Annotated in this window: 15 protein-coding genes; 10 read left to right on the forward strand and 5 right to left on the reverse strand. The window is 65.0% G+C overall.

Annotation, left to right across the window (positions count from 1 at the left end; translation table 11 throughout):
* Positions 1-7: 7 nt before the first annotated feature.
* From IYW40_RS16215 to IYW40_RS16230, 4 genes are all read left to right on the forward strand, one after another.
* Positions 8-796, forward strand: coding sequence for a biotin--[acetyl-CoA-carboxylase] ligase (locus IYW40_RS16215; protein ID WP_210327320.1), 789 nt, complete (start codon positions 8-10; stop codon positions 794-796).
* On the forward strand, positions 793-2,463 hold the full coding sequence (locus IYW40_RS16220; RefSeq protein ID WP_196401328.1) for a ribonuclease J: 1,671 nt from the start codon (positions 793-795) through the stop codon (positions 2,461-2,463). The genes IYW40_RS16215 and IYW40_RS16220 overlap by 4 nt, the downstream gene beginning before the upstream one ends.
* A 143-nt stretch (positions 2,464-2,606) precedes the next feature.
* Positions 2,607-3,752, forward strand: a complete 1,146-nt coding sequence (locus IYW40_RS16225) for a DNA cytosine methyltransferase (RefSeq protein ID WP_196401329.1) — start codon at positions 2,607-2,609, stop codon at positions 3,750-3,752.
* Between the two features lie 151 nt (positions 3,753-3,903).
* Entirely contained in the window at positions 3,904-4,311 is a 408-nt protein-coding gene (locus tag IYW40_RS16230; protein WP_196401330.1) for a very short patch repair endonuclease, read from the forward strand.
* Between the two features lie 114 nt (positions 4,312-4,425).
* On the opposite strand, the gene efp is transcribed toward IYW40_RS16230, so the two are convergent.
* Positions 4,426-4,995 carry an elongation factor P gene (efp, locus tag IYW40_RS16235; RefSeq protein WP_196401331.1) on the reverse strand — a complete coding sequence of 190 codons (570 nt, stop codon included), beginning with the start codon at positions 4,993-4,995 and terminating at the stop codon, positions 4,426-4,428.
* 94 nt (positions 4,996-5,089) lie between these two features.
* Here efp and epmA point away from each other — a divergent pair, with 94 nt between their 5' ends.
* The 3 genes from epmA (at position 5,090) to typA (ending at position 9,740) form a co-directional block, all read left to right on the forward strand.
* On the forward strand, positions 5,090-6,133 hold the full coding sequence (gene epmA, locus IYW40_RS16240) for an EF-P lysine aminoacylase EpmA (RefSeq protein WP_196401332.1): 1,044 nt from the start codon (positions 5,090-5,092) through the stop codon (positions 6,131-6,133).
* Positions 6,134-6,266: 133 nt separating this feature from the next.
* Positions 6,267-7,745: a hypothetical protein gene (locus IYW40_RS16245; RefSeq protein WP_196401333.1), complete on the forward strand. Its 1,479-nt coding sequence runs from the start codon at positions 6,267-6,269 to the stop codon at positions 7,743-7,745.
* Positions 7,746-7,919: 174 nt separating this feature from the next.
* On the forward strand, positions 7,920-9,740 hold the full coding sequence (gene typA, locus IYW40_RS16250; protein WP_196401334.1) for a translational GTPase TypA: 1,821 nt from the start codon (positions 7,920-7,922) through the stop codon (positions 9,738-9,740).
* Positions 9,741-9,921: 181 nt separating this feature from the next.
* Here typA and IYW40_RS16255 read toward each other — a convergent pair whose 3' ends face one another.
* Both IYW40_RS16255 and IYW40_RS16260 read right to left on the reverse strand, forming a co-directional pair.
* On the reverse strand, positions 9,922-10,938 hold the full coding sequence (locus IYW40_RS16255) for a ribonuclease T (protein ID WP_196401335.1): 1,017 nt from the start codon (positions 10,936-10,938) through the stop codon (positions 9,922-9,924).
* A 387-nt stretch (positions 10,939-11,325) separates the two neighbouring features.
* Positions 11,326-12,348: an RluA family pseudouridine synthase gene (locus IYW40_RS16260; RefSeq protein ID WP_196401336.1), complete on the reverse strand. Its 1,023-nt coding sequence runs from the start codon at positions 12,346-12,348 to the stop codon at positions 11,326-11,328.
* Positions 12,349-12,424: 76 nt separating this feature from the next.
* On the opposite strand from IYW40_RS16260, the gene IYW40_RS16265 reads away from it, so the two are divergent.
* A complete protein-coding gene (locus tag IYW40_RS16265) occupies positions 12,425-13,801 on the forward strand; it encodes a TIGR03862 family flavoprotein (protein WP_348644292.1) in 1,377 nt (458 codons plus the stop codon).
* Here the strand turns inward: IYW40_RS16265 and IYW40_RS16270 are convergent.
* On the reverse strand, positions 13,729-14,196 hold the full coding sequence (locus tag IYW40_RS16270) for a DUF411 domain-containing protein (RefSeq protein WP_246720851.1): 468 nt from the start codon (positions 14,194-14,196) through the stop codon (positions 13,729-13,731). The genes IYW40_RS16265 and IYW40_RS16270 overlap by 73 nt on opposite strands.
* A gap of 161 nt (positions 14,197-14,357) precedes the next feature.
* Between IYW40_RS16270 and IYW40_RS16275 the strand changes: the two genes are divergently transcribed.
* Positions 14,358-15,542 (forward strand): hypothetical protein, encoded by a 1,185-nt coding sequence (locus IYW40_RS16275; RefSeq protein WP_196401338.1) that lies wholly within the window; start codon positions 14,358-14,360, stop codon positions 15,540-15,542.
* A gap of 45 nt (positions 15,543-15,587) precedes the next feature.
* The gene (locus IYW40_RS16280; RefSeq protein ID WP_196401339.1) at positions 15,588-16,403 is read left to right on the forward strand and encodes a creatininase family protein; all 816 of its coding nucleotides are present in this window, start codon (positions 15,588-15,590) and stop codon (positions 16,401-16,403) included.
* A 3-nt stretch (positions 16,404-16,406) separates the two neighbouring features.
* Here the strand turns inward: IYW40_RS16280 and IYW40_RS16285 are convergent, their stop codons facing one another.
* Positions 16,407-17,975 (reverse strand): glucan biosynthesis protein, encoded by a 1,569-nt coding sequence (locus tag IYW40_RS16285; RefSeq protein WP_196401340.1) that lies wholly within the window; start codon positions 17,973-17,975, stop codon positions 16,407-16,409.
* Positions 17,976-18,159: the final 184 nt, after the last annotated feature.

Below are 18,159 nucleotides of genomic sequence, written 5' to 3' on the forward strand. Positions count from 1 at the left end.
GGGATCATTGGCGCGCGCCCGCGGCGTGCGCCTCCTCGCGCTGGAGAGCGTCGATTCGACCAATGACGAAGCCCGACGTCTGATCGAGGCGGGCGAGCGCGGACCTTTATGGGTGGTCGCCGCACGGCAGACGCGCGGCCATGGCCGTCTGGGACGCGAATGGATTTCGCCGCCGGGCAATCTTCATGCGAGCCTTGTTCTTGGCGATTTTGGCGAAGCCGCCGTCGCGCCGCAGCTCGGCTTCGTGGCGGGGGTCGCGGCGATGCGCGGCCTGCGCGCCGCGATAGGCAGCGCCGGCCGCTTCGCGCTGAAGTGGCCGAATGATCTTCTGCTCGATGGCGCCAAGCTCGGCGGAATTCTGCTTGAGAATGTCGGCGTGCCGACAGGCGACGCGCGCGCGCCCCGCGCCTCGGTCGCGATCATTGGGCTCGGCGTCAACTGCGCCGAGGCGCCGTGCGATCTACCCTTCGAAGCGCGCGCGCTTGCGTCAATCGGGCCGAACGCGCCAGACGCCGCGACGCTCTTTACGCATCTGTCCGACGCGCTCCTCGACACGCTTGATCTTTGGCGCGGCGGCGAGGGTTTCGCCCCTATTCGAGACGCTTGGCTGGTGGACGCCGCCTATCTCGGCGCCCACATTCGCGTTGAGCTTCCGCTTGAGACAGTCGAGGGACGCCTCGCGACCATCGACGCGATCGGCCGGCTTGTGTTGGCGACGCGTGACGGCGAGCGTGTCATCGAGGCGGGCGACGTGTCGCTCGGCCCGCGGCGGACCACGGCGGGAGGCGTCGCATGACGACGCCGGACGCGGACCTCGTCTTCGTGCCGCTCGGCGGCTTGGGCGAAATCGGCATGAACTTGGCGCTCTACGGCTACGGGCCGCCAAAAGCGCGCAAATGGCTGATGGTCGACTGCGGCCTGGGCTTTCCCGGGACGGAGGCGCCCGGCGTCGACCTCGTCTTCGCCGACATCGCCTTCGTCGAGAAGATCGCGCGCGATCTCGTCGGCATTTGCATCACCCATGCGCATGAGGATCATATCGGCGGGCTCGCGACCTTATGGCCGCGGCTCAAATGCCGAGTCTTCGCTACGCCCTTTGCGGCGGGTCTCCTTGAAGTGCGGCGGTTGAACGAACCTGGCGCGCCGAAGATCGACATCTCCCTGACGCATGCCGGCGCAAAGCTCGATCTCGATCCATTCGAGGTCGAATATGTCGCCGTCGCGCATTCGATTCCGGAAGCGAATGCGCTCGCGATCCGCACGCCGCTCGGCCTGCTGCTCCACACTGGCGACTGGAAAATCGATCCGCAGCCCGGCGTCGGGACGCGCATTGACGAGGCGCGGCTCCGCGCGCTTGGCGACGAGGGCGTCACGGCGCTCATCTGCGACTCGACCAACATCCTGCGCGAGGGCGACAGTTTCTCGGAAGCCGACGTTGCGCGCACGTTGCGCACGCTGATCGCCGAAGCGCCGGGCCGGGTGCTGGTCACCACCTTCGCGTCCAATATCGCGCGGCTGCGCGGCATTGGCGAAGCGGCGCAGGCCTGCGGGCGCACCGTCGTCGTCGCCGGGAGGGCGATGGATCGCGCCATCCAAGTCGCGCGAGACTGCGGCTATCTTGACGGACTGCCCGGATTTCACGCGCCCGAATTGCTGCCGACCTTGCCGCGCGACAAGACCGTCGTCATCGCGACCGGAAGCCAGGGCGAAACACGCGCCGCCATGGCGCGGGCGGCGGTGAACGAACACCCGGCGATCAAGCTTGTCGCGGGCGATCGGGTGATCTTCTCTTCGCGCGTCATTCCGGGAAATGCGCGCGACGTCTTTCGCGTCATCAACGCTCTCTGCGACATTGGCGTCGAGGTCATCACCGACCACGATCACCTCGTGCATTGTTCAGGCCATCCGCGGCGCGGCGAAGTCACGCAAATGTACGAGTGGATCCGGCCGCAGATCGCGGTGCCGGCGCATGGCGAGGCGCATCATCTCACGGCGCATGCGGCCTTCGCAAAGTCGCATGGCGTGTCCCAGGTCGTCTCGGCGCGTAATGGCGATATCGTACGATTGGCGCCGGGCGCGCCGGGCATCATCGGGAAGGCCCCGCACGGCCGTCTGATGAAGGACGGCGACGTCGTAATCGCCGAAGACGACGGCGCCGTGCGCGAACGCGTGCGCCTCTCGGTCACCGGCGTCATTTCCATCGCGCTCGCGGTTGACCGCAAGGGCGAACTCGTCGGCGATCCGGACGTCGTCTTCGCCGGCGTGCCGAAACGCGGCAAATTCGGCGAGGAGATGGGCGAAGTCATCGACGAGGCGCTCTTTGCCGCTTTCGAGGCGCTGTCGCGTCCGCGCCGCCGCGACGCCAACGCCGTGTCAACCGCGATCGAGCGCGCCGTACGCGGCGCGGTCGGGTCCGTCTGGGGCAAGAAGCCGACCGTGCACGTGATGGTCGTCGCGACGTAGCGTCGGCTCTTTCAAAAATGGCGAGAACCCTTCTTTCATCGGGAGAGGGTGGCTGCGAAGCAGCCGGGAGAGGGGTTCGTGCGCTTCTTTTCAGTCGCGGCGGCGGCGCCAAGCGGATACGCTGCACTCGGAGCGAATCGCGCGTGGACGATCGGCCTGCCTATTATGAATTCTTCGCCGGCGGCGGCATGGCCCGCGCCGGGCTCGGCGACGGCTGGCGCTGCCTTTTCGCCAATGACTTCGATCGCAAGAAAGCCGAAAGCTACCGCGCCAATTGGGGCGGCGAGGAGCTGCACGTCGGCGACGTGCGCGAGATCTCCACGGCGCAATTGCCTGGGCGCGCCGATCTCGTCTGGGCGTCATTTCCCTGTCAGGACCTCTCGCTCGCCGGCGCCGGCGCGGGGCTGAAGGGCGAAAGGTCCGGGACGTTCTGGCCGTTCTGGGATTTGATGAAGGCGCTGCGCCAAGAGGGGCGTGCGCCGTCGCTCATCGTGCTCGAAAATGTCTGCGGCGCGCTCACCTCGCATGGCGGCAAGGATTTTGAAAGAATCTGCGAGGCGCTGGCGAAGGAGCGTTACAGATTTGGCGCGCTGGTCATTGACGCGGCGCTGTTCGTGCCGCAATCGCGCCCGCGGCTGTTCATTATCGCTGTGCGGGAGGATGTCGCGGTTCCTTCTGCGTTGATGAGGAAGAGTGCAAACACGCCGTTTCACACGCGCGCGCTTGTCGCGGCGCATGAGCGCCTGCCGCAAACGCTTCGCGCCAATTGGCTCTGGTGGAATGTGCCGGCGCCGCCGCTGCGCAACACAACTCTGTTCGACGTGATCGAAGACAGACCGCTCGATGTGGAGTGGCGCAGCATCGCCGAGACAAATGCGCTCATCGCCATGATGAGCGACGCCAATCTCGCGAAGATCGCCGAGGCGAAACGCGCCGGGCGCAAAATGGTTGGAACGCTCTATCGCCGCACGCGCTATCAGCATGGCGCAAAGGTCCAGCGCGCCGAGGCGCGCTTTGACGAGATCGCCGGTTGCCTGCGCACGCCGGCCGGCGGCTCGAGCCGGCAATATGTGCTGGTCGTCGACAAGGGCAGGGTGCGCTCACGGCTGATGTCGGCGCGCGAGACGGCGCGGCTGATGGGACTGCCGGAAGATTATCTGCTCCCCGCGACCTATAGCGACGCCTATCATTTGACGGGCGACGGCGTCGTCGTTCCAGTCGTGCGGCATATCGCGGGGCAGTTGTTAGAGCAGTTGCTGAAGACGCGCATCGAGCGGGAGGCGGCTTGAGCCCCCTCCCTAACCCTCCCCCGCTTCGCGGGAGAGGGAATCGTCGCGATCAGCGCTGCCGCGCCAGCCGCAACCTTTATGACGAGCGGTCTCTGCTCCCTCTCCCGCAAGCGAAGCGCCGCGGGGGAGGGTTGGGGAGGGGGTCTTACGCGTGAGCGTGAAAGAAAGTCGCGAACAGCGCTCCGCCATCATGCGTGCGGTGAAGGGGCGCGACACCGCTCCCGAAATCGCCGTGCGGACGATGTTGAGACGTTTCGCGCCGTTCTATCGGCTGCATCGCAAGGACGTTCCCGGCACTCCCGACATCGCCTACATCGGCGCCAAGCGCGCGATCTTCGTCCATGGCTGCTTCTGGCACGGGCATGACTGTCCGCGCGGCGCGCGCAGCCCCAAGGCCAACGCCGACTATTGGCGCGCCAAGATCGCCAGGAACGTCGCGCGCGACGCGGCGCATCAGGCGGCGCTCGCGGCGCAGGGCTGGCGCGCGCTCACGATCTGGGAATGCGAGCTGAAGGATAAAGCCGGCGCGGAAAAGAAGCTGCGCGAATTTTTGGGGTAGGGGGCGCAGGTCAGTTTCCGTCATGGCCGAGCTTGTCCCGGCCATCCACGAAAGCAGCGCGTAATTCAGGCGTGGATGCCCGGCACAAGGCCGGGCATGACGGCTGGATTACCCTCAATCCTTGGCGCGCTCGACATAGGCGCCGTCTTCGGTCTGGATCACGACGCGCGTGCCCGGCTGAATATGCGGCGGGACCATGACGCGCGCGCCATTTGCGAGCTTCGCCGGCTTATAAGACGAGGATGCGGTCTGGCCCTTCATCGCCGGCTCTGTCTCGATGATCTCCAGCGTCACGCGCGGCGGCAGCTGAATGCCCACGGACACGCCGTTGAACATCGACAGGATGCAGACCATGCCCTCCTGCAGCCACTGCGCCTGATCGCCGATCACATCGGTGGGCACGATGATCTGCTCATAGCTCGCCTGATTCATGAAGTGATAGCCGTCGCCGTCATTGTAGAGATAGCTGAAATCCTGATCCTCGACGAAGGCGCGCTCGACCTGTTCGGTCGTCTTGTAGCGGTCCGAAGTTTTGACGCCGTCCGAGAGGCGGCGCATGTCGATCTGCGTCGTCGGCGTGCCCTTGCCGGGAAAAAAACTTTCGGCGGTTAGGACGACGTAAAGCTGCCCGTCATCTCTCTCGATGATATTGCCTTTGCGAATCGAACTGGCGATGACTTTCACGTCCGTATCCCTTATTGCCGGCCTAGTTTATGAACGGCGGTCAGACCATATTTCGGGCGCGCCGGCAATCCGGGCCCCGCCTCGCGGAGACCTTATGACGCGCGCGTCGCCTTGGTGGGCCCGGGATGTTTATGCCGACCGCAAGCCCTTTCTCAAGGGCCGGGCGGCGATCGCCGCCGCCACCCGACGTTTCTTCGCCGCGGAAGGCTTCGCCGAGGTCGAAACGGCGGCGCTTCAGCTATCGGGCGGCAATGAAACCCATCTTTCGGCCTTCGCGACGGAGCTGATCGGCTCGGGTGGCGAGCGGAGCCGGCTCTATCTCCATACCTCGCCGGAGTTTTCCTGCAAGAAGCTGCTCGCGGCGGGCGAGGAGCGGATTTTCACCCTTGCGCGCGTCTTCCGCAATCGCGAGCGCTCCGCCCTGCACCATCCGGAATTCACCATGCTGGAGTGGTACCGCGCCGATGCGCCGACGCTGCGGCTGATGGAGGACTGCGCCGGACTGCTGGCGAGCGCGGCGCGGGCGGCGGGCGCGACGGATTTCGCCTGGATGGGACGCGTTTGCGATCCATTCGAGGAGCCGCAGATCATCAGCGTCTGCGACGCCTTTGCGACCCACGCCAGCATTGATTTGGAACCGCTGCTCGGCGACCGCGACGGGCTCGCCCGCGCCGCCGCGCGGGACGGCATACGGGTCGTCGAAGACGACGGCTGGTCGGATCTGTTCAGCAAGATCATGTCCGAAAAGATCGAGCCTATGCTCGGTCGCGAGCGGCCGACCATTCTGACGGATTATCCGGTGAGCGAGGCGGCGCTCGCCCGCGCCAACGCCGATGATCCGCGCTTCGCCGATCGCTTCGAACTCTATGTCTGCGGCGTCGAGCTCGCCAATGGCTTCGCTGAATTGACCGACGCGGCGGAGCAGCGCCGGCGCTTCGAGGCGCAGATGCAGGAGAAGCGCCGCATCTACGGCGAGACCTATCCGATCGATGAGGATTTTCTCGCCGCTCTGGCCGAGATGCCGCCGGCCTGCGGCGTTGCGCTGGGCTTCGACAGGCTCGTGATGCTCGCAACGGGAGCTGAGCGCATCGAGCAGGTGCTGTGGACGCCAGTGGCCGAGCGCGGCACGGCGCTCTAGTTCTCATTCAAATAAACGACGTGGTGCTGGCGCGTACGTCCTACGCTGGCAAGGACGTCCATATTGGCGCCATTTAGCGGCGAACGCGGGCGATACGCGCTCGCGCGCCGCGCATGATTTCATGGAGGGCGCGATGGGCCTTAAATTATTGCTGAAAACTGTTGTGGCGATCGCCATGACGATTGCGACCGCCGCCATGGCGCAGCAGAAAGAAACGCCCGCAGCGCCGCCGGCCACGCCCGTCGCAACTTTCGACGATAAGCTCGTGAAAATTGGCGAGCAGGCGCCTGGCTTTGGGGGCATGTATTTCGACGATAAGGGCGCGCTGCAGGTCTATATGAAAAACGCCGCCGAACTGCGCAGCGCGGACGCGATGAAAGCCGCGCGGTCGCAGGTCACGTCGGCCATCGCCAGCGTGCTCGGCGCGGAGTTCCTGACGCAAAACGCCGCCGCCAAAGGCCGCGCTCAAGAACCGAACATCATCAAGGGCGACTACGACGTCGTCGAACTCGCCAAATGGAAGAAAAGCTTCAGCCCGGCGCTTGACGGCCAGGAGATCGTCTTCGTCGATCTCGACGAACGCCGCAATCGCGTGACCATCGGCGTCGTCGGCGATCCGTCGCGCCAAAGATTCGAAGCTCTGGCGAAATCGCTCGGCGTTCCGTTTGAAGCGCTCATCATCGAAGAAACGCAGCCGATCCGCTTCCACGCCTCGTTGCGCGACAAAAGCCGGCCGGTTCCCGGCGGCGTTCAGATCGAAATCGACACCGGCGTTTTCGCCTTCAAGATCTGCACGCTCGGATTCAACGTCGTGCGCAATGGCCGCGACGGCTTCGTGACCAATTCTCATTGCACCAAGAATCGCGGCGTCAGCAATGACGACGATTTCCATCAGCCGAATGATCCGCTGTTTTCGGGCAATAAGATCGGCGACGAGGATAGCGACCCGCCATATTTCACCGGCGGCGTGTGCCCCTCGGGCAGGAAATGCCGCTTCAGCGACAGCGCCTATGCCGACTACCGAATCGACCGCGGCCGTTTCGAAATCGCGCGAACGACGAATAATGTCGGCTCGCTGACGATCAACAGCTTCCCGGGCGTCTTCCGGATCATGAGCGAGACGCCGGACTCGGTCGTCGGCATGAGGCTCAACAAGGTCGGCCGCACGACGGGCTGGGCTTTCGGCGACGTGCGCGCGACCTGCATCGACGTCAATGTCGCGGACACCGACGTCAGGCTCTTGTGCCAGAGCCGCGTCGGGCGGGTGAGCGGGACGAACAAGCTGACGGACAATGGCGACAGCGGCTCGCCCGTCTTCTCCATCCTGCCAACCGCCAGCCAGGCGAGCCTGCACGGCATTCTGTGGGGCGGGCCTGACGACGGCAGCTCCTTCGTTTTCAGCCCGATGAGCATGATCGAGCAGGAGCTTGGCCCGCTCACCACCTTCACGGCGCAGCAGCCTCCGCCGCCTCCGCCGCCTCCGCCGACGCCGCGGGAGCAGTGCTTGCGGGAATGCAACGCCGAGCGTGACGCCTGTCTCGCGGATGGGGGCCTGGGGTCGCAATGCATCCCCGCCTGGCGGCGCTGCCGGGAGCAGTGCCCGGCGCGGTAGCCTGCGGTTCGGGCGGGGTCTGGCCTTGGGAGGACCGCCCAGGCCGGCTCCGCTTCCAAATTCCCCCGCCTTGGGGTATGAGACGCTGCATCGCAACAACAGCCAGCGTCTCCAGTTCCCGGCCGCTCTCGGGCGGCCGCAGAGGCGGCTGTTTTACCTGGCCGGCCTTTGAACATGCAGCTGCGCAACATCGCCATCATCGCCCACGTCGACCATGGCAAGACCACGCTCGTCGACCGTCTCCTTCAGCAGTCGGGCGCCTTTCGCGAAAACCAGCGCGTCGCCGAGCGCGTGATGGATTCGAACGATCTCGAAAAAGAGCGCGGCATCACCATCATGGCGAAGGCCACCTCCATCACCTGGAAGGACGTGCGCATCAATATCGTCGACACGCCCGGCCACGCCGATTTCGGTGGCGAGGTGGAGCGCATCCTGTCGATGGTCGACGGCGCCATCGTGCTCGTCGACGCGGCCGAAGGCCCCATGCCGCAGACGAAATTCGTCGTCGGCAAGGCGCTCAAGATCGGCCTGAAGCCGATCGTCTGCGTCAACAAGGTCGACAAGCCCGACGCCCGCGTCTCGGAAGTCGTCAACGAGGTCTTCGATCTCTTCGCCGCGCTCGACGCCACCGACGAGCAGCTCGACTTCCCGATCATCTACGGCTCCGCCAAGCAAGGCTGGATGGCCGAGGAGCCGACCGGCCCGCAGGACGGCATGGCGCCGCTCTTCGATCTCGTCGTCAAGCATGTGCCGGCGCCCACCGTCGAGGACGGCGGCTTCCGCATGCTCGGCACGCTGCTCGAGGCCAATCCCTATCTCGGCCGCATCATCACCGGCCGCGTCTTCGCCGGCAGCGTGAAGCCCAATCAGGCGGTGAAGGTGCTCGACCGCACCGGCAAGATCGTCGAGCAGGGGCGCGTGTCAAAAATTCTCGCCTTTCGCGGCATTGAGCGCCAGCCGATCGAAGAGGCGGAAGCCGGCGACATCGTCGCCATCGCCGGCCTTGAGAAATTCAACGTCGCCGACACGCTCTGCGCGCTCGACGTCAACGAGCCCTTGCAGGCGCAGCCGATCGATCCGCCGACGCTGTCCATGACCTTCCTCGTCAATGACAGTCCGCTTGCGGGCACGGAAGGCGACAAGGTCACGAGCCGCATGATCCGCGCGCGTCTCTTTAAGGAAGCCGAAGGCAATGTCGCGCTGCGCGTCGAGGACGCGCCGATGGGCGACGCCTTCATCGTCTCGGGCCGCGGCGAGTTGCAGCTCGGCATTCTGATCGAGACCATGCGCCGCGAGGGCTTCGAGCTTGGCGTCTCGCGCCCCAAGGTCGTCTTCAAGAAGGATGAGAGCGGCGAGATTCTCGAGCCGATCGAAGAGGTCGTCATCGACGTCGACGAGGAGCATAGCGGCGTCGTCGTGCAGAAGATGAACGAGCGCAAGGCCGAGATGATCGAGATGCGCCCGTCGGGCGGCAATCGCCTGCGTCTCGTCTTCCATGCGCCGACGCGCGGCCTGATCGGCTATCAGGGCGAACTTCTCACCGACACGCGCGGCACGGCGATCATGAACCGCCTGTTCCATGAATATGCGCCCTACAAGGGCGAGATTCAGGGCCGCCGCAACGGCGTGCTGATCAGCAATGATTCCGGCGAGGCCGTCGCCTACGCGATGTGGAAGCTGGAGGATCGCGGCCCGATGATGATCGAGCCGGGCTGGAAGGTCTACAAGGGCATGATCGTCGGCGAGCATACGCGCGACAATGATCTCGAGATCAATGTGCTCAAGGGCAAGCAGCTCACCAACATCCGCACCCAGTCGAAGGACGAAGCGGTGCGCCTGACGCCGCCGATCCAGATGACGCTGGAGAAGGCGCTCGCCTATATCGAGGACGACGAGCGCGTGGAAGTGACCCCGAAATCGATCCGCCTGCGCAAGGTGTTTCTCGACCCCAACGATCGCAAGAAGGCCAAGGGCAAGGCCGCTCTGGTGGAGTGAGGGCGGCTCGCCAATCGCCCAAGCCCCTCACCTTACCTCTCCCCGCAAGCGGGGAGAGGGGATAGCGGCGCAGCGCCTTCTGCACGTCGCGCGCGCATGATTTTTTCGCGAATCGCCTGACGCCTCTTCTCCCCGCTTGCGGGGAGAAGTGCGATGAGGGGCGAGGGGATTGGCGCTCCGCCTACTGCAACCCCACCGGATCGACGATTCCGCTTGGGCAGCCGGGGTCCGTCGCCGGCGCGGCGGCCATGAGATCGGCGAGTTTGCTGTCGGGTTTGACGTCTCCCACCAGTCCGATGGTCATCTCGACAATGAGATTGCGGCCGCCGTCTCTCTTGCAGGCGACGCGCACCCGATCGGCGGCGCCGTCGCCAAAGGTCTCATTGAAGGCCGCCTTGAGTTGGTCGCGCGTGATTTCCTCGCCGATATGCGCCGCGAAGAGCCCCTGAACCTTGGAGGCGTTGAGCTGCGACATCAGCGCGAGCGTCCGTGAAAAATAGATTTCCGCCGCGCTTCCCGGAAAGCACGTGCCATGTTTGATCCACTCATGCCGTTCGAGCAGCGACATCGTTCCCGGCATGACGTCCGACAGCGCGTGCCTTGTCGCGTCGGAGAGTTCGGGCTCGGGCAGGCCGTTCCACCGGTTGTCCTTATCGGCGGCGACGATGTGGCGATCGACATTGCAATATTGTTTTTTGGGCCAGAGCCCATGCAGCGTGAAATGCGTCGCGTCGAACCGGTCGGCTTTCTGCGTTTCGCATTCCGTCTTGTCGGGCTTGCCCTCGCAAAAGGCCGGCTGCCAGCTCACGGCAAGGATGTAATCCGGCTTTTGCGCCGCCGCACCGCCGTCATGCTCTGGCTCGCTGGAGGCGTCTTCGCCGCCGCTCCCCGGCTTGCCGCCGCCCTCAGCGAGCGTCGCCTCGCCGCATCCGACCGCGACCCACCGGCGCCCCGGCTGAGCGTCGGGGACATCGATGAGATAATGCGTCGCGTTCGGCTTGTTCTTGGCGAAAATTGAATAATGCCCATTCGGCTCGACGCTGACATTGCCCGGATTGGCGCCGGTTCTGATCGATTGAAGCGCGGGACAGGACTGACGGGCTAGAAAAGTTCCCGATGCAGGCGTATCCGCCGTCGCGCCTGAGGCGACGAGCGACAATGACGAGCAAAGCAGCATTCGAACAGCGCGTGCGCGCATGACGCCAACTCCAAAGAACTTCGGCAACGCGCGCGAGGGTAATCGCGGCGGCGCAGGCGAGCAAGCATTGCTCCCTTCGATTTCGATGAACGCGGCGTCGCGGAAAGATTGAAACTTCGCCGAAGGATGGCGCATTGAAGAGCGGCGCGCGAAAAGAGGTGAAGCCATGAAGCGGGCGCCGAGGCGCAACATCTCAGCCCGTCATGGCCGGGCTTGTCCCGGCCATCCACGTCGAGAGGCGGCGCGGCGCTGCGAAATTTGCGGAGCGGCGCCGCGTGGATGCCCGGCACAAGGCCGGGCATGACGCGCTCAGGATGCGCGTCGCTTATTGAGCCGGTAAGTTCGCCAAGATGTCGTATGTTAGCGCCAGGTTTTTGGCGCCGGCCTTCAAACGCCCGCGAGCGCCTCTCTCAACCCCGCCAAATCCTCCGGCAATTCGCTTTCAAACATCATCTCCTCTTTCGTCACCGGATGCTCGAACCCGAGCGTCGCGGCGTGCAGCGCCTGGCGGTCCAAACGCTCGACGATCTCGCGCGCGGCGGGCGCCAGTTTCGCGACCTTGGTTTTGAAACCCGCGCCATAGGTATTGTCGCCGATCAGCGGATGTCCGATATGGGCCATATGCACGCGGATCTGATGCGTGCGGCCGGTCTCCAGTTGACAGCGCAGCAGCGACGCGACCCCGTAATCCTCGACCTTCTCCCAATGCGTGATCGCCTCGCGGCCGCGCGCTTCCGACACAACCGCCATTTTTTCGCGCTGCGTCGAATGGCGGCCGAGCGGCGCGTCGATTGTTCCATGCGCGCGGTCGGGAACGCCCCAGACGAAGGCGAAATATTCGCGCGTCAGCGACAGTTTGCGGCCGTGATCGGCGAAGAGGCGGGAGAGGCCATGATGCGCGGCGTCGGTCTTGGCGACGACCAAAAGGCCGCTCGTATTCTTGTCGATACGATGCACGATGCCGGGCTTCTTCACCCCGCCGACGCCGGAAAGGCTGTCGCCGCAATGCGCGATCAGCGCATTGACCAGCGTGCCGCTCTCATGCGCGCTCGCCGGATGCACGACGAGGCCGGCCGGCTTGTCGATGACGAGGAGATGCGCGTCCTCATAGACGATGGTGAGCGCGATATCTTCGCCCTGCGGCTCGGCCGGAGTCGCGGGCGGCACGTCGAGCGTGACGTGATCTCCGGCGCCGAGCTTCTTGGCCGGATCGCGCGCCGTCTCGCCGGCAAGGGTTGCGCGGTTGTCCTCGATCAGCCCCTTGATGCGGCTGCGCGACAGATGCGCGGCGACGATCTCCGGCTGTTCGGCGAGAAAGCGGTCGAGCCGGGCGCCGGCGTGCTGCGGCGCAACGAGAAATTCGAAGCGCTCGGCGGATGCGTCAATTTGAGGCAGAGCCTTGACTGTCATTTCAGCTTTTTTTCCGCGCGCCAGCGCGCACATGATATGAGAGCCACCGAAACGCGGGCGTGGCGCGAGCGGAGGCGTGAACCTTCGCCATTCTGCGCATCGAAAAACGCCGCCCAAGGGAGGCTCTTCCATTAGCGACGCCGAGGCACCGTTCTGCGCCGTCATTGGCGCGGGCCCCGCCGGCCTTTTCGCCGCCGACGCCCTCGCGCGCGCCGGCGCGCGCGTCGTCATCTATGAGCACAAAGCGAGCCCCGCGCGCAAATTTCTGATGGCGGGGCGGGGCGGGCTCAACATCACCCACAGCGAAGGCCTGGAGCGCTTCATCTCCCGCTATGGCGCGGCGGCCGCGAGAATTGCGCCGTTCATTCGCGCCTGGCCGCCGCAGGCGCTGCGCGACTTCTGCGCCGAGCTTGGCGAGACGACCTTCGTCGGCTCCAGCGGCCGGGTCTTTCCGGCAAGCTTCAAGGCCTCGCCGCTCTTGCGCGCCTGGCTGCGGCGGCTGTCGCGGCTTGGCGTCACGATCGTGACCCGCCATGACTTCGCGGGCTTCGCCGAATCGGGGGCGCTGCGCCTGATCGGCCCGGATGGCGAATTCACCCGCAAAGTCGACGCCTTGGTGCTGGCGCTCGGCGGCGCCTCTTGGCCGCGGCTCGGCTCCGACGGCGCCTGGGCGGCGCGGCTTGGCGCGGAAGGCGTGCGCGTCACGCCGCTCGTCGCCGCCAACAGCGGCGCGCTGATCGAGTGGAGCGCGATCTTTCGCGACGATTTCGAAGGCCAGCCGATCAAGACGGCGTTGCTGCGCCATGGCGCGTCTACGGCGCGCGGCGATGTCGTCGTGACGCGCGCCGGACTCGAAGGCGGGCCGGTTTACGCGCTCTCTTCGCAGTTGCGCGACGTCACGCAAAAACACGGCCCGACGACGCTGTCGATCGATCTGCGGCCCGACACCAGTCTCGATTGCCTGACGCGCAAGCTGTCACGGCGTCCGCAGAAACAGTCGCATGCAAATTTTCTGCGCAAGGCCGGGTTCTCGAAAGTCGAGATCGGGCTCCTGCGCGAGGGGCGAGGGGAGGGCCTGCCGCGCGACGCGGAAACGCTTGCCGGGCTCATCAAGAATGCGCCGCTCACCGTCACGGGCGTCGGAGGTCTTGAGCGCGCCATCTCGACCGCCGGCGGCGTCTCCTTCGACGAACTCGACGACAATCTGATGCTCAAGAAGCTGCCGGGCGTTTTCGTCGCGGGCGAGATGCTCGACTATGACGCGCCGACGGGCGGCTATCTGTTACAGGCGGCCTTCGCCACCGGACTGGCGGCCGGCCGCGGCGCCGCCCGCTATCTCGGCCTTTCGCAGGATCAATCGATCGCGCCGCCCGAGCCCGATCAGACGGGCTTGTCGCCCCGCCAGTCGCCAAATGGGCGCGCCCCGGACGCGTCGAACAAATACAGCCTGTAGACCTCCGCTGCGCCGCCCTCCATGCCGGGCGATCCCGCCGGCATGCCCGGCGCGGCGAGGCCGATGGCGTCCGGCCGCTCCTTGAGGAGCCGCGCGACCGCCTGCGGGGGAACATGGCCTTCGACGATGTAGCCGTCGATCTCGGCCGTGTGGCAGGAGGACAGCGGCTCAGGCACGCCGAGGCGCTTCTTCACCGACGGCATATCGGCTTCGACGATCTCTTCGACGACATAGCCGGCCTCGCGCATGCGCGCGCTCCACGCGCCGCAGCACCCGCATGTCGGGTTCTTATGCATTACGACCTTCGTCGCGCCTTCGGCGCGCGCCCATCCGGGGATAAGCGCCGCGACGGCGGCGAACCGCAGCGTCTCGCGTCGGGTGAAGTCATTCGCCATGAGCGTCGGTCCTTGTCTCGCGCGCGCCATGCGCGCCCGTTCGGAAGGTGGGCGCAGCACGGCATTCGCGCGAAGTCGCTTGCGGTAGTATGTCGGTGTCGCCGGCAAGAGCGGCAAGACGTCGCCCGAACGAACCCAGCGCTTACCATCGGAAGGGGTGCATGAGCCAATCCGCCGCCAGCCCGCAAAACGCCGACGACCTGCTCAGCGAATTCTCGCTTCTCGGCGGGCCTCTTCAGAGGCTGGGAAGGCGGCTTGGCCTCGTCCGTCCGGGGCCGAATACGCTCCCCCTGGGGATCGCGCTCGGACTGATCCCCTGGATCGTCCTCGTCGCCTTGGCGGCGCTTGAAGGCGATCGCGGAAAGTTCTTTACGCTCTCGGTCATCGGCGGACACATTCGGTTGCTGGCGGTCATTCCGCTGCTGTTCTTTTGCGAAACTACGTTTGATCGGCAAGCGAGGGCGTTTCTCTCGACCCTGCTGCGTTCCGGCGTGGCGTCGAGAGCGGCGCTTCCCACCTTGCAGGCTGAAGTTCGCAGCCTCGCCCGCTGGAGCAATTCCTGGATTCCGGATGCGACCTCGCTTGCGGCGACAGTGCTGATGTTTCTTTTCGCGGCGCAGCTTCATCTTTCTGGAAAGACCGCGTCGCCCGAATCGGGCCGAGCCTTGGCCCTCATGCCGCTTGCGGGCTTGTGGTACTGGATGGTCTGTCTACCGCTCTTTCGCTTTCTGGCGTTTCGTTGGGTTTGGCGGCTCGCGCTCTGGTGGCGATTCCTGTGGCGCTTGGCCCGAATGGAGCTTCACCTGACGCCGACGCATCCCGACGGCGTCGGGGGTCTCGGATATCTCGAAGTCGTCCAAACCCATTTGGCGCCTCTGGCGTTCGCCATCTCTCTGCTTGTCGCCGCCGGTTTCGCCGAGGAAATGTCGGCGGGCGCGTCGTTTGACCCGATCTATCTGGCGACGGCCATGATTGTGATCATCGACATCGTGCTGTTTCTCGGTCCGCCCTGCTTCTTCGCCTTCAAGCTGATGGAATGCAGGGAACGGGGACTACGCGACTACACGGTGCTTGCCGCGCGATACGTCGAGGATTTCGAGCGCAAATGGTTTGGCGAAGCGTCTCATGACAGAGAGCCTTTGCTGGGGACGCCGGACCTGCAATCGCTTGCCGATCTCGGCAATAGCGTCGGCGTTGTGCGAAATATGCGCTTGGCGCCTGTCAGCATTCGCTTGCTGGCGATCATTCTCGCCGCGGCGCTGCTGCCGATGCCGCCACTCTTCTTGTTCAAATATCCTGTCGCCGAGATGGCTCAAAAGCTGTTCATGAAACTGACGGGGCTTTGATACGCGGCGCGCCCGCCAGCATTCCCCTTCGCAAGGAACGTGCTTATGCTGCGCGCTATGCTGCCGTCGCCCTTCTGGTCGGAACTCTCGCTGCGCGACATGCGCGCGCACGACATGTCGCGCGTCATCGCCGTTCTGCCGATCGCGGCGGTGGAGCAGCACGGGCCGCATCTGCCGCTCGGGGTTGACGCGATGATCATGGAAGGATGCATCGATCAAGTCGCGGCGCGCCTGCCCGATGATCTCGAAGCGGTCTTTCTGCCGCTTCAGAGCGTCGGCGTTTCGTCCGAGCACCGCGACTTTCCCGGCACGCTGACGCTGACGAATGAGACCGCGTCGCGCGTCCTCCTCGAGATTGCGGAGGGCGTCCTGCGCGCAGGCGTGAGAAAGCTGGTGCTCCTCAATTCACACGGCGGCAATTCGGCGCTCCTCTCGCAGACGGCGCTCGATCTTCGCGCCCGTTTCGGCGCGCTGGCGGTCATCGTCTCCTGGGCGCGTTTCGGCTATCCGGACGGACTTTTCTCTGCGGCGGAGCTGCGCCACGGTATTCATGGCGGCGAAATCGAAACGTCGCTCATGCTCGCTTTCCGGCCGGACCTCGTCGACATGGCGCGCGCCAAAAACTTTCCGCCGGCGACGCTCGACTTCGAGCGCGATTTCGCCTGGTTGCGCGCAGATCGACCCGCTGGCTTTGGCTGGATGGCGCAGGACCTCTCGCCTGCGGGCGCCATGGGCGATGCGTCCAAAGCCAGCGCTGAAAAGGGCGAAGCGGTGGCGGATTATTGGGCGACGGCCTTCGTTGAATTGTTGCGCGACGTCGAGGCGTTCGACCTGACGCGGCTCAAGAGCATGGACGACTGAGCGTTACGCCGCGGGCGCTGTCCAGGGATAGGTCCAGGTCTCGGTGAGCGCGCGTCCATGCGCGCGCAAAAACAGGCGGAGATCGGCGGTGCTGCCCGGCTCCACCGCGACGTCGAAGAGCGCGCGTAGACCGTCGATGTGCATATTGGCTGCGACGTTCGCGCGCAGCACGCGCCCGGCGCTCGTCGTCGCCACCGCTTCGACCTGGCCCGGATCGCCGACATAATAGGCGAGATCGCCGCCGGCGAAATCGACGATAAAGCGATGCGCCCCCGGATTAACGGGCTCGGCCGAGCCAAGCGCTCGCGCCGGCGCCTCGAAGGTGTTGACGACCATGCCATTGGGCGCGAGTTGCGGCATGTCGAGCCCGGCGGTGATACGATAGGCGTAAACGAAGGGCGCGCCGGGCTCAGGCGACTTTGCCGGCGTCCAGCTCGCGACGATATTGTCGTTGGTTTCGTCACGCGTCGGCAGTTCGAGCAGTTCGACGCGGCCTTCGCCCCAGTCGCCGATAGGTTCGACGAAATAGCTCGGGCGGTTTTCATAGGCGAGGTCAAGATCCTGATAGGACTCGAACGTCCTGTCGCGCTGCAGCAGCCCAAAGCCGCGATTATTGGTGTCGAGAAAGGACGAGATCCGCGCGCGGGGAGGATTGGCGAGCGGGCGCCAGAGCCATTCGCCGGCGCCGGTATGGATCAAGAGCCCGTCGGAATCGTGCAATTCGGTGCGAAAGCCGTCGCGCACATCCCGGTCGTTTTCGCCGGTCAGATACATCGACGTGAGCGGCGCGAGGCCGAGCTTCATCCCCGTGCGCCGCGGGAAAAGCGTCGCATGGATTTCGAGCGCGCTCTCCTGTCCAGCGAAGAGATCGAATCTGAAGGCTCCTGTCGCAGCCTCGCCGTCGAGCAGCGCATAGAGCGTCGCGTGATTGCTGCCCTTCTCCGGCGTTTCGACCCAGAATTCACGGAAGAACGGAAAGCTCTCGTGCTCGGAGCCGGTCTCGACGCAAAGCGCTCGCGCGGAAAGCCCATAATTCTGATCGCGGCCGAGAAAGCGGAAATAGCTCGCGCCGAGGAAGGAGATCACCTCATCGTGAACATGAGGCTCGTTAACCGGGAAATGCAGGCGAAAGCCGGCGAAGCCGGTGTTGACGGGGGGAGCCTTTTCGACCTTGAGGCGGCCATAGTCGAAGAGCGTCGGCGAATAGGGAATCGGCGTCGCGATGCCGTCGCGGATCATATTCACCGTCATCGGGCGACGATAGAGAAAGCCGAGATGGAACGTCTCTAGCCGGAAGCCGCCGTCCGCGCCCGCGAAAATATCATGATCGCGCTTGAAGCGAATCCCTCGCCATGTGTCGAAGTCTAAAGCGTCGAAGGGATCCGGCAGACGCGGCGGAACCGCAGTGTCGAAGGGCGCCAGCGCCAGGTCGTGCGCCCGCTGAACGACGTTCTCAAAATCGAACCGCGGCTTGGGAACGTCAGTGGCCGCCAGCGCTGGGTCGTTGAGCGCAAATTGCGCGCCTATTGCAGAGAGCGCCCCGGCGAATTGGCGCCGTGTTATTCGCGTCATTTCCGCATCCGAACCAAGGTCTTGCCTTCGCTGATTGATTGCTGCTCTAGCCCTATCGTCTCGCTCGCGCAAGGAGCTGGCGGCTCAAGGCGGGCGCGCGCGACCAACATGCATCACCCGCCGAAAAAATAATCGCATGGGGCAAAAACCGCTTGTCACAGCGGCAAAAGCGCGTATCTAAGTC

Source organism: Methylocystis sp. H4A (assembly GCF_015709545.1).
Taxonomy (GTDB): domain Bacteria; phylum Pseudomonadota; class Alphaproteobacteria; order Rhizobiales; family Beijerinckiaceae; genus Methylocystis; species Methylocystis silviterrae.

Excerpts from the sequence above, each read along its gene's own strand:
- IYW40_RS16260 (WP_196401336.1), bottom strand. The coding sequence starts at position 12,348 with ATGACAGTCAAGGCTCTGCCTCAAATTGACGCATCCGCCGAGCGCTTC.
- IYW40_RS16255 (WP_196401335.1), bottom strand. The coding sequence starts at position 10,938 with ATGCGCGCACGCGCTGTTCGAATGCTGCTTTGCTCGTCATTGTCGCTC.
- IYW40_RS16220 (WP_196401328.1), top strand. The coding sequence starts at position 793 with ATGACGACGCCGGACGCGGACCTCGTCTTCGTGCCGCTCGGCGGCTTG.
- epmA (WP_196401332.1), top strand. The coding sequence starts at position 5,090 with ATGACGCGCGCGTCGCCTTGGTGGGCCCGGGATGTTTATGCCGACCGC.
- IYW40_RS16280 (WP_196401339.1), top strand. The coding sequence starts at position 15,588 with ATGCTGCGCGCTATGCTGCCGTCGCCCTTCTGGTCGGAACTCTCGCTG.
- typA (WP_196401334.1), top strand. The coding sequence starts at position 7,920 with ATGCAGCTGCGCAACATCGCCATCATCGCCCACGTCGACCATGGCAAG.
- IYW40_RS16270 (WP_246720851.1), bottom strand. The coding sequence starts at position 14,196 with ATGGCGAATGACTTCACCCGACGCGAGACGCTGCGGTTCGCCGCCGTC.
- IYW40_RS16285 (WP_196401340.1), bottom strand. The coding sequence starts at position 17,975 with ATGACGCGAATAACACGGCGCCAATTCGCCGGGGCGCTCTCTGCAATA.
- IYW40_RS16275 (WP_196401338.1), top strand. The coding sequence starts at position 14,358 with ATGAGCCAATCCGCCGCCAGCCCGCAAAACGCCGACGACCTGCTCAGC.
- IYW40_RS16245 (WP_196401333.1), top strand. The coding sequence starts at position 6,267 with ATGGGCCTTAAATTATTGCTGAAAACTGTTGTGGCGATCGCCATGACG.